Annotated in this window: 8 protein-coding genes; 2 read left to right on the forward strand and 6 right to left on the reverse strand. The window is 69.1% G+C overall.

The window, feature by feature from the left end; genetic code table 11:
* Positions 1 to 31: 31 nt before the first annotated feature.
* Positions 32 to 1015: an acetylxylan esterase gene (locus VF289_RS18955; RefSeq protein WP_330885965.1), complete on the forward strand. Its 984-nt coding sequence runs from the start codon at positions 32 to 34 to the stop codon at positions 1013 to 1015.
* Positions 1016 to 1170: 155 nt separating this feature from the next.
* Here VF289_RS18955 and VF289_RS18960 read toward each other — a convergent pair whose 3' ends face one another.
* The 4 genes from VF289_RS18960 to VF289_RS18975 form a co-directional block, all read right to left on the reverse strand.
* On the reverse strand, positions 1171 to 2388 hold the full coding sequence (locus VF289_RS18960; protein WP_330885967.1) for an endo-1,4-beta-xylanase: 1218 nt from the start codon (positions 2386 to 2388) through the stop codon (positions 1171 to 1173).
* 220 nt (positions 2389 to 2608) lie between these two features.
* Positions 2609 to 3544 carry a carbohydrate ABC transporter permease gene (locus tag VF289_RS18965; protein WP_330885981.1) on the reverse strand — a complete coding sequence of 312 codons (936 nt, stop codon included), beginning with the start codon at positions 3542 to 3544 and terminating at the stop codon, positions 2609 to 2611.
* A gap of 8 nt (positions 3545 to 3552) precedes the next feature.
* Positions 3553 to 4527, reverse strand: a complete 975-nt coding sequence (locus VF289_RS18970; RefSeq protein WP_330885969.1) for an ABC transporter permease — start codon at positions 4525 to 4527, stop codon at positions 3553 to 3555.
* 34 nt (positions 4528 to 4561) lie between these two features.
* Complete coding sequence (locus VF289_RS18975; RefSeq protein WP_330885971.1) at positions 4562 to 6235, reverse strand: extracellular solute-binding protein; 1674 nt, start codon at positions 6233 to 6235, stop codon at positions 4562 to 4564.
* 496 nt (positions 6236 to 6731) lie between these two features.
* Between VF289_RS18975 and VF289_RS18980 the strand changes: the two genes are divergently transcribed.
* On the forward strand, positions 6732 to 7457 hold the full coding sequence (locus VF289_RS18980) for a hypothetical protein (protein ID WP_330885973.1): 726 nt from the start codon (positions 6732 to 6734) through the stop codon (positions 7455 to 7457).
* On the opposite strand, the gene VF289_RS18985 is transcribed toward VF289_RS18980, so the two are convergent.
* Positions 7393 to 8622, reverse strand: coding sequence for an endo-1,4-beta-xylanase (locus VF289_RS18985; protein WP_330885975.1), 1230 nt, complete (start codon positions 8620 to 8622; stop codon positions 7393 to 7395). The genes VF289_RS18980 and VF289_RS18985 overlap by 65 nt on opposite strands.
* The coding region (locus tag VF289_RS18990) for a glycoside hydrolase family 3 N-terminal domain-containing protein (protein WP_330885977.1) at positions 8622 to 10829 on the reverse strand (2208 nt) is incomplete at its 5' end. The genes VF289_RS18985 and VF289_RS18990, both read right to left, overlap by 1 nt.

A 10829-nucleotide genomic window follows, 5' to 3' on the forward strand; every position in this document is an offset into this window, starting at 1 on the left:
CTCCCCCGGTGCTCACCGTGGAGGCTCCCGTATGGCGCTGTTCGATCTGCCCCTCGAGGCGCTGCGCGGGTACCGGCCCGAGGTCGAGGAGCCCGATGACCTCGACACCTTCTGGGACGACGTCCTCACCAGGTCCCGGGCCGCCTCCGCACCGCTGCTCTCGCTCGAGCGCATCGACAACGCCCTGAGCCTCGTCACCACGTGGGACGTGACCTTCGCCGGGCACGACGGCACCCCGGTGCGCGCCTGGTACAACCGGCCGGCCGACGCCCAGGGCGATCTCCCGGTGGTGGTCGAGTACATCGGCTACGGAGGTGGACGGGGCGAACCTCTCGAGCGGCTGGCCTGGGCCGCCGCCGGATACGCCCACCTGCTGATGGACACGCGTGGCCAGGGTTCGGGCTGGGGCGCGGGCGGCCACACCGCGGATCCGGCCGGCTCGGGACCGGCAGTGCCGGGGGTGATGACCCGCGGCATCGAGTCCCCGCACACCGCCTACCTCACGCGGCTGCTCACCGACGCGGTGCGCGCGGTGGACACGGCGCGTGCACTGCCCGGGGTCGATGGTCGGGTGGCGGTCACCGGCGGCAGTCAGGGCGGCGGCCTCGCGCTCGGCGCCGCGGGGCTCGTGCCCGACGTCGATGCGCTGCTGACCGACGTCCCGTTCCTCACGCACATGCGTCGCGCCGTCGACCTCACCGACGCCGATCCGTACCAGGAGATCGTGCGCTACCTCGCGGTGCACCGGGACCTCGAGGAGCAGACCTTCGCCACCCTGGCCTACGTCGACGCGCTGCACCTGGGCCGCCGCGCGACCGCCCCCGCGCTGTTCTCCGTCGCGCTGCGCGACACGATCTGCCCGCCCTCCACGGTGTTCGCCGCCCACAACCTCTACGGCGAGGTGAGCGGGACCGCCCCGGAGCGGGAGATCATCGTCTACCCCTACAACCAGCACGAGGGCGGCGGCCCCACCCAGCAGCGCCGCCAGCTGGAATGGCTGCGCGAACGCTGGTGAGCGGGCCGTCGCCGCCCGTGCCGTGCTGCGGGGCACTGCTCAGTCCGGAAGCACTGCTCAGTCCGGGAGCCCTGCTCGGTCCCGGAGCTCAGCCGCAGCGGCTCGGTACCGCGACGCAGCACCGCGTCCCAGTACCGCGTCGCAGTTCCCGCCGATCAGTCCCGCAGCGCGGGGTGTCCCGCTCGCCCGCTCGCCTCGGCGAGCGCATCCTGGATGGCGTCGTAGGCGGGCTTGCGGGTGAAGTCGTCCCACAGGACGGTCGCCGCGCCCTCCCCCGGGAAGGTCCCCGGGACCCATGAGTACTTGTCGAGCACGCCCCACAGGGTCAGGGAGTCACATCCCTCGACGGCCAGCGCCGCCTCGGTGACGCGCCGGTAGTACTCGGCCTGCTGCGCGAGCTGCTCCTGCGTCGGCTCCCCGCCCTCGGGGAGGTCCATCCGCACGTCCAGCTCGGTGATCGCCGTCTGCAGCCCCAGGTCCGCGAAGCGCTGGAGGTTCTCGGCGAGATCGCCGGGGAACCCGTAGCGGATCGACAGGTGCCCCTGGGTGGAGAAGCCGTGGATCGGCACCCCGTCGGCGAGCAGCTCCTGGATCAGGGCGTAGTAGGCATCGGACTTGGGGTTGATGCCGTCGACGTTGTAGTCGTTGAAGAACAGCAGCGAATCCGGATCCGCCTCATGCGCCCAGCGGAAGCAGTCGGCGATGATCCCGGTGCCGAGCTCGCGGAGCCAGATGTTCCCCTCGAGGCGCAGCACGGCGCTGTCGTCGAAGATCTCGTTGACCACGTCCCATTGCTGCATGCGCCCGGCGTAGCGGCTGACCACGGTGGTGATGTGGTCCTTGAGGATCTGGCGCAGCTGCTCGGGGCTGTAGTCGCCCTCCGCGAGCCAGGCCGGGTTCTGGTTGTGCCACATCAGGGTGTGGCCGCGCACCACCTGGCCGTTCGCTGCGGCGAAGTCCATGATCGCGTCGGCGTCGGAGAAGTCGTAGGTGTCCGGCGCGGGGCGCAGGTGGTCCCACTTCATCTGGTTCTCCGCCGAGAGCGAGGTGAACTCCGTCGCGAGCACCTCGCGATACTCCTGGTCCGCGGTGAACGGATCCGGGTAGTCCTGGCTGGTGTGGTGCCCACCGCCGGCGACGGCGCAGCCGATCTTCAGCGTGCCGCCCGCCGCGAAGGCGAAGGTGTCCTTCTTCGCGAGGCCCGGAGGCGTGCGTCGGCCGTTGCCCGGGGGCTTCTTCGGCCCTGTGCCCGGACCTTTCGGGCTCTTCCCGGCGGCGTTCCCGCCGGGGCCGCCCGGAGCGGCGGCTGCGGGGGCGGCGACGGCCGCTGCGGTGGCGACTGCTCCAGCGGTGAGGATCTGGCGGCGTCTCATGGTGTCTCCTTCGACGTCATCATCTGGTTCTGCAGGATGGATGGAGTGCGACTGCAGCTGCTCTTGCGAGCGCCCCGCAGGCACGGAGGCCGACGGGGCGCTGGTCGCTCAGCCGGCATGGGATCTGCTGCGCTCCTGCCGCTCGCAAGCTCGCAGCACGTCGCTCAGCCTCTTCCCAACCGGCCGAGCTCCTGCCGCTCGCAAGCTCGCAGCACGTCGCTCAGCCCTTGACCGAGCCGAGCATGATCCCCGAGACGAAGTACCGCTGCACGAACGGGTACACGCACAGGATGGGGATCAGGATCAGGATCATCGTCACCGACTGGATGTTGGCGTTGATGTCATCGACGCTGCCCCCGGAGGCTGCGGCGCCTTCCGAGGCCGCTGTGGAGGCGCCGGCGATGAGGTTCCTCAGGAACAGGGTCACCGGGAACAGGTTCGTCTGGTCGAGGTAGAGGAAGGCCGCGAACCAGTCGTTCCAGTACTGCACCGAGTAGAACAGCACCATCGTGGCGATCACCGCCTTGGACAGCGGCAGCGTGATCCGGAAGAAGATCCCGAACCAGGTGAGGCCGTCGATGTGCGCTGCCTCCTCGAGCTCGGTGGGCAGGTTCTCGAAGAACGCCTTCATGACCAGGAGGTTGAACACCGACAGCGCCGGCGGCAGGATCACCGCCCACATGGTGTTCTTCATCCCCAGCGAGGAGATGAGCACGTAGTTGGGGACGATGCCGCCGTTGAAGAACATCGTGAACACGGCGATGCCGATGAGCAGCCCGCGTCCCCTGAGGTGCTTCTTGGACAGCACGAAGGCGTAGGTCGTGGTCAGCACCATCGCGATCGTCGTACCGATCACGGTGTAGACCACGGTGTTGCCGTAGCTGCGCCAGAAGCTGTCGTTGTTGGCGACCGCCCGATAGGTGTCGATGTTGAAGTCGACGGGGAAGAGGTTGACCTTCCCGGCATTGATCGCCCCGGCGGAGCTGAACGACTGCGCCAGCAGCATCACGAACGGGTAGAGCATCACCGCGCACATGAGGACCAGCACCGTCATGTTCACGACGGTGAAGACCCTGTAGGACCGGGAGTCCTTGATCCGGGAGGTCCGGGGCGCGACGGCGTTCCTGCGGCTGTTCTGCGGCGCGTCCGGGGCCATTGCTTCGATCACCACAGGCTCGTACCCACCAATCGCTTCGAGATGTAGTTGGCGGACATGACCATCACGAAACCGATGATCGCCTGGAACAGGCCGATGGCCGCCGCATAGCTGAGGTTGTTGGACACCAGGCCCACGCGGTACAGGTACGTCGAGATGACGTCACCGGTGGAGTAGGTCATGGGGTTGTACAGCAGCAGGACCTTCTCGAAGCCGACGTTGAGGAAGTTGCCGATGTTGAGGATCAGCAGGGTGACCATCGTCGGCCGGATCCCGGGGATCGTGACGTGCCAGGTCTGCTGCCAGCGGTTCGCGCCGTCGATCCGGGAGGCCTCGTAGAGGCCGTCGTCCACAGCGGTGAGCGCGGCGAGGTAGAGGATCGTGCCCCAGCCGACGGTCTGCCAGGCCTCGGAGGCCACGTAGATGAACCGGAAGTACTCGGGCTTCTGCAGGAACGAGACGGCGTCCCCACCGAAGGCCTCGGTGATCTGGTTGATCGTGCCCTGCAGGGAGAGCAGCTGGTAGACCATGCCCACCACGATCACGACCGAGAGGAAGTGCGGCAGGTAGCTGATCGACTGCACGATCCGCTTGAAGTGCCTGCGCCGCACCTCGTTGAGCATCAGCGCCAGGATGATCGGCAGCGGGAAGCAGACCACGAGGGTCATGCCGCCGATGATCGCCGTGTTCGCGAAGACGTTCCAGAACGCGGGGTCGTTGATGAACATGTCCACGTACAGCATCCCGACCCATTCGTCGCCGAAGATGCTGCCGCCCGGCCGGAACCGGCGGAAGGCGATCACGTTGCCGAGCATGGGCACGTAACGGAAGATTGCGAGGAAGATCAGCGGTGCTATCGCGAAGGTGTACAGCGGCCAGTCGCGTCGCAGCGACCGCTTCCACGCGCCCGGTCTGCGCACCGGGGCCGGAGGGCGCGGCGCCGATTCGGGCGCCGCGGCCTCCGGAGTGCGTGTCGTCGTCATCGGATCACCGTCCTGTCAGAGCAGAGGGGGGCGGTCACCCGTTCGCCTCGACGAAGCGGTCCCGGGCGGTGTTGAGCAGCTCGAGGTAGCGCGGCAGGCCCGCGGCCTCGAGCTCCCCCACGAAGGCGTCCCATTCGCTCATGTCACGCTCGCCCATGATGAACTGCAGCGTGGCGGTGTCCACCGCGTCCTTGATCGGGGTGGCCAGCAGCGAGGCCTGCTCGAGCTCCGACTCGTCCATGGGCTTGGGCGGGTAGGGCTCGCGCGGGGTGCGCGCGGAGAGGACCTCGTCGATGTACTCGACGAACTCGGGGGTGCTGTAGGACTCCTTGAGCGCCCGCGACTCGGTGGACTCGGCGGGGAAGGTGGAGAACCCGAGGTCCACATTGATGTCGGTCTCGGCGCCGGAGTTGATGTTGTAGCTCTCGAGGGCGAAGCCGTCCATCAGCTCGATGGTGCCGTCCTCGGCCTTGGTGTAGTTCACGTCCTTCTCGCCCCAGCGCAGCATCTCGCGGGCGTCCGGGTTGTAGTACAGCCAATCCAGGAACTGCAGGGTGGCCAGGAAGTTCTCGGACTGGGTGATCTGCGAGTTCAGCATGAACCCGTGCCAGAAGTTCCGCGGCTCGATGTTCTCGCCTGCGGGCCCTGCCGGCGGCGGGATGAGGGTGACGGAGTAGCTGCCCTCTCCGACGGTCTCGTTCAGCGCCTGGGCGAACTCGATCGCCGTGCCCGAGGAGCCGGAGGCGGCGAAGCAGGTCTCGGCGGCGAACTTCTCGCTCACCGACGCCGCGCCGCTGCCGTCGTTCGAGGCGGTGAGGGACTCCCGATCCAGCAGGCCCTCCTCGACCAGGACGCGGAAGTTCTCCACGAGCTGCTTGTACTCGTCGGTGACCGCGACATAGGTGAGCTTGCCGTCGGGGCCCGGGATCGAACCGTCGCCGAAGCCCCAGCCGGCCTTCGTGCCGAAGGCATGGGAGGCGTAGTTGAGCATGGACTGGGCCTCGAAGCCGTCGGCGAGCGGCACGGCGTCGGGGTACTTCTCCTTGATGAGCTTGAGGCCCTCGTGGAGCTCCTCCCAAGTGTTCGGCACCGCGCCGGTGAGCTCCTCGAAGACGTCCTTGCGGATCACCAGGCTGAAGACGGGGACGGAGACCTCCTGCAGGCCCGGCACCATGTAGTACTTGCCGTCGGACTGCTTGAGGTTGTCGATCATGTCGCCGAGGTCCCATTCCTCGACGTACTTCTGGAAGTTCGGCATCTTGTCGACGTAGTCGCTCATCGGGACCACGGCGCCGGAGGAGACGAAGGGGGCGTCCTCGCCGGTGTAGACCAGCGGGATCAGGGTCGGGGCATCGCCGGCGCTGATGAGCAGGCTGCGCTTCTCGGTCGCATCGCTGAACGGGATGTGCGTCAGCGTGATCTCGACGTTGGTGAGCTCCTTGATGTGGTCGAAGATCCGCCAGGTGTCCTCGACCGGGACCTCGGGCCAGTCGGTCCACAGCATGCTGACGGTGAACGGCTCGGTGGCCTTGAACTGGGTGTCCGCGGCGTAGTCCTCCATCGCGCCGACGTTCTGGGTCTCCGCGTCGACCTCCTCGCCGGAGTCGGAGCCGCAGGAGGCCAGCGCCACCGTGGCGAACGCCGCGGCGGAGAGGCCGACGAAGCTGCGTCGAGAGGGAGCGAAGGGGAAGGGGTGCGGCGTGGTCATGGCCGTCTCCTCATCTGTGTCAGAGCCGGACCGGGGGGTGCGGCGAGGGGCGAGTCGAACCGGTGCTGCGGGTGCTTGTACTGCGGGTGCGTGTGCTGCAGGTACTTCGGGCCTCGGGTGTGTTCACATCCCCGTGATCACGACCTGACCGAACTGAGCGGATGAGCCTCTCCTGCGCGACCCTGCCGGCGACCATGCCGACGGAGCTGCGAGACGTTCGTCACGCCTTCGTTGTGGCACTTAACTTAACCGGCGGGGTGGCCGCGGTCAAGAAGTTCCCGAAAACTTGCCGAGGCGGTGTCATCATCCGCCCGAGCGCCCACTGCCTGCTTAAACGCTGCTCGAGCATGACCGCAGGACCGATATCTCGGCGCGAGGGAAGGTCACATTCCTGCAACCATACCTCGACACATCACGAAAGTTTCGGGCATGATGGTCTTCTGTCGTCGTCGACAGCACCGTCGCAGACAGCCCGCTGCGCCCCTCAGGAGGAGCCATGACGCCACCACGCCGCCCCCGCGGACTGTTCACCGAGCTCACCGAGGGCGTGTACTGGTTCCTGGTGCTCGACGTGCTGCTGGTGCTCGTGGCCGCCCCGACCGTCCTGCTGTGGACGGTGCTCTCCCCCTCCCCGCTCAGCTCCGTGCTGTTCGTGCTCGCCGCACTGCCGCTGCTGCCGGCCCTCTCCGCCGGCCTGTACGCGTGCCGGTCCTGGAGGGAGGAGAAGGAGCTGGTCCCGGCCCGTCACTTCCTGCGGGGGTACCGGCTCTCGGTGCGGGAGAGCCTGAGCGTGGGCACCCCCGCGCTGCTGGTGCTGGCCCTGGCGGTGTTCAACCTGGGCCGCTCGGGCTCCGGAGGGCTCGGCGCAGGCACGATCGCCTTCCTGGTGGTGGGGGCGTTGGCGCTGCTCGTCCTGATCCGCGCGCTCTCGATCGTCTCCCGCTTCACCTTCCGGGTCCGCGATGTGTACCGGCTGACGGTGTTCACGCTGCTCACCAAGCCGCTGTCGACGCTGGCCCTGCTGTCCCTGGGCGTGCTGACCCTCGGCACCATCCTGCTGGTCGGCGAGTTCCTGCTCCTGGTCACCGTCTCGCTGCTGGTCTTCGCCCTGTGGGCCTCCGAGCGGCCGGTGCTCGCGATGATCCAGGAGCGGTTCGTCAGCTCTGCAGATCCCTCCGAGGACGCTCCAGCTGCTGCTCCCCACCGCCACGGGGCAGTGTGAGCTCCACGGTCTCCCCGTCCAGCTCGAGCCGGTAGGCACCGGCGAAGCCCCGGACGGTCAGGACCCCGTCGTCATCGGCGCGGAGCGTGGTGGGATGCGTCCACCACTCCTCGCTGATCAGCTGCTTCAGCGCGTGATAGCTCGGCTTGGGGGTGCCGTCGGCCCGCACCAGCCCTGCCGGAGCGCCCAGCCAGGCGCCGGCGTCGCCGAGCCCCCAGTAGGTCAGGGACTCGACGGCGGGCTGTGCGAGCACGGTGCGGTAATGGCGCACCAGCTCGTCGGCCTGGCGCTCCTCGCCCTCGGGCGTGGAGGGCCAGGAGTCGACGACGTAGTCGTTGAGGTCGACGATGTGGCCGGGCATGATGTGGCCGGAGAGCAGGGTGGTCTCGGTCAGCTGGACCGGGAGGCCGAAGCGGGAGAACCTCCCGATCACCTCGGCGATCTGCTCCTCGCCGCGATAGCCCTTGTGCATGTGGGTCTGCACGCCGATCGCGTCGATCTCCAGCCCGGCCTCCAGGCACTCCTCGATGACGTCCTCGAAGGCGGAGGAGAGCTCGAAGTCGTTCAGGACCAGCCGGGCGGTGGGATCCGCAGCCCGCGCGGTCTCGAAGGCCAGACGGATGACATGCATCCGCCCCCGCGCCTGAGCGAGCCGGGTGACGGCGTTCTCCTCGGCCTCGAACACCGGGAGGATCACGGTCTCGTTGATCGCGTCCCACTGGTCGATCAGGCCCGCGAAGTCCGTGGCCTCGCGGGTGATCCGGTGCCGGATCGCCTCCTCGACCTCGGCGGGCTCCTTGTCGAGCAGCCAGGTGGGGGCGAGGGTGTGCCAGAGCAGCGGATGACCCTTGAGGCGCACGCCGTGCTCGCGCAGCCCGGTCGCCAGGCGCCGCAGGCGTGCGGTGTCCGGAGTGCCGGGGGTCTTCTCGAACCAGCGCCAGTAGAACGGCAGGGTGGCCATGTTGAACAGGTCCAGCCACAGCCGCGTGTGCTCGTCGGGCTCCTCGGGCTGCAGCTCGAAGCCGGAGCAGCCGAAGCCGAAGTCGTGGGAGACCTGGGTGACGCGGGCCTCCTGCCCGGCCCGGGCCGCACCGTGCTGGTCCACGAGCCGGAGCCGGAGGGTCTCGGTGCGCTCGTCCAGGACCGCCTGCTGTGCGGAGGTCATCACAGCGCCCCTCCGGCCACCGCGGTGGAGCTGATCGGTGCCTGCTGATCCTGCTGGTCCTGGGCATCCAGCGCGAGCGGCGACACGGTGGCCGGGGTGTCCAGCACGTGCCGGCCGGGGCTGAGCACCCGCACCTCGCCGGAGATCCGGAAGGAGCCCTCCAGGGTCACGTCCTCGCTGCTGGCACCGAGACGCACCCGGAACTCGCCAGGCTCCACGATGCGCTGCAGGTCGCGCCCGGTGAAGGAGGTGCGGTCGGCGTGCAGCTGGAAGCTCACGCGCGAGCTCTCGCCGGCGGCGAGGCCCACCTTGGTGAAGCCCACCAGGCGCTTCAGCGGGCGCACCACGCTGGCGACCGGGTCGCTGAGGTAGAGCTGGACGACCTCCTTGCCGTCACGGTCGGAGGTGTTGGTGACGGTCGCGGAGATCTCGACCGTGCCGTCGGCCGCGATCTGCTCGGCGGAGAGCTGCAGGTCGGTGTACTCGAAGCGGGAGTAGCTCAGGCCGTGGCCGAAGGGGAACAGGGGCTTGGGGTCGAGGTTGGAGATGCCATCGCTCTCCCAGGCCAGGACCGGGGAGAGGTAGGTGCCGGGCTGGCCGCCCACCCCGTTCGGGATGCCGATGGGCAGGCGACCGGAGGGGTTCACCCGGCCGGAGAGCACACCGGCGATCGCGCTCGCGCCCTCCTCTCCCGGCATGAACGCCTGCACGATCGCGTGAGCGCGGCCCTGGTAGGCGCCGAGCGAGTAGGGGCGCCCGGTGACCAGCACCAGCACCACGGGCGTGCCGGTGGCGAGGACCGCCTCGACCAGCTCGTGCTGGGCGCCGGGCAGCTGCAGGCTCTCTACGTCGCAGCCCTCGCCGGAGGTTCCGGCGCCGAACAGTCCGGCGAGGTCGCCGACGGCGAGGACGGCGAGCTCGGCGGCCTGCGCGGCCGCGACCGCGGCGGGGATCCCGGAGGTGTCGGCGTCGAGGAAGTCGGTGCCGGCGGTGGTGGTGAGCGAGGCTCCGGGGAACTCCGCACCGAACGCCTCGGCAAGGGTGGGCACGCGCACGGAGGTGCCGTTGTCCTCGAGCCGGGACAGGACGTGGTTGGTGAAGCTGTAGCAGCCCAGGAAGCTGCGGGGCTGCACGGCGGCGGGGCCGATCAGGGCGATCGACGCAGGGCCGGTGGGGCCGGCGGGAGCGACGGTGCTCTGCGCGCTCTCCGACGCGGCCCGGCCCTCCGCCTCGGCCGACGGGAGCGGCGGGGACAGCGGGAGCAGCCCGCGAGCGTTGTCCAGCAGGATGATCGACTCCTCGGCCATCCGTCGGGCCAGGGCACGCCCCTCGGCGGAGTCGAGGTCGATCGTCTCGCCGGTGGTGGCGGGATCGAAGTCCGCATCGAGCAGGCCCAGCTCGACCTTCTGGCGCAGGATCCGCCGCACCGCGACATCCAGCACCTCCTGCTCGAGCTCGCCCTCGGCCACGGCGGCGGGGAGGTGCGGGAAGGTGGTGGTCTCGGGCAGCTCGATGTCGAGGCCCGCGCGCAAGGCGGCCAGCGCCGCGGCCCGATCGTCCTCGACCACGCGATGCATGGACTGCAGGAAGCTGACGGCCCAGTAGTCGGCGACGACGGTGCCCTCGAAGCCCCAGGTGTCGCGCAGCAGCTCGGTGAGCAGCCAATGGCTCGCCGCGGGCGGGGTGCCGTCGAGGTCCGCGTAGGAGTTCATGACGGCGCCGACCTCGCCGTGGCGCACGGCCATCTCGAAGGGGACCAGGTCGATGTCGTGCAGCTCGCGCATCCCGATGGAGACCGGGGCGTGGTTGCGCCCCGCACGGGACGCGGCGTGGCCGGCGAAGTGCTTGAGGGTGGCGATCGTGCCGGAGGACTGCAGGCCGCGCACGTACTCGGTGGCGAGCACACCGGTGAGGTAGGGGTCCTCCCCCATCGTCTCCTCGATGCGCCCCCAGCGGTAGTCGCGCACGATGTCCAGCACCGGGGCGAGTCCCATGTGGGCGCCGATCGAGCGCATGTCCGCGCCGATGCGCTGCCCCATCTCCCCGATCAGGGCGGGGTCGAAGCTCGCACCCCAGGCGATCGCAGCGGGGTAGGTGGTGGCCCCGTGGGCCATGATCCCGGTCAGGCACTCCTCATGGACCAGCGCCGGGATGCCGTGCGGGGAGCCGGCGACCACGGCCTGCTGCATCGTGCGGAGGTTCCGAAC

Source organism: Brachybacterium sp. (genome assembly GCF_036379615.1).
GTDB lineage: Bacteria > Actinomycetota > Actinomycetes > Actinomycetales > Dermabacteraceae > Brachybacterium.

Coding starts and splice junctions, on each gene's coding strand:
- VF289_RS18955 (WP_330885965.1), top strand. CDS start 32: ATGGCGCTGTTCGATCTGCCCCTCGAGGCGCTGCGCGGGTACCGGCCC.
- VF289_RS18960 (WP_330885967.1), bottom strand. CDS start 2,388: ATGAGACGCCGCCAGATCCTCACCGCTGGAGCAGTCGCCACCGCAGCG.
- VF289_RS18965 (WP_330885981.1), bottom strand. CDS start 3,544: ATGGCCCCGGACGCGCCGCAGAACAGCCGCAGGAACGCCGTCGCGCCC.
- VF289_RS18970 (WP_330885969.1), bottom strand. CDS start 4,527: ATGACGACGACACGCACTCCGGAGGCCGCGGCGCCCGAATCGGCGCCG.
- VF289_RS18975 (WP_330885971.1), bottom strand. CDS start 6,235: ATGACCACGCCGCACCCCTTCCCCTTCGCTCCCTCTCGACGCAGCTTC.
- VF289_RS18980 (WP_330885973.1), top strand. CDS start 6,732: ATGACGCCACCACGCCGCCCCCGCGGACTGTTCACCGAGCTCACCGAG.
- VF289_RS18985 (WP_330885975.1), bottom strand. CDS start 8,622: ATGACCTCCGCACAGCAGGCGGTCCTGGACGAGCGCACCGAGACCCTC.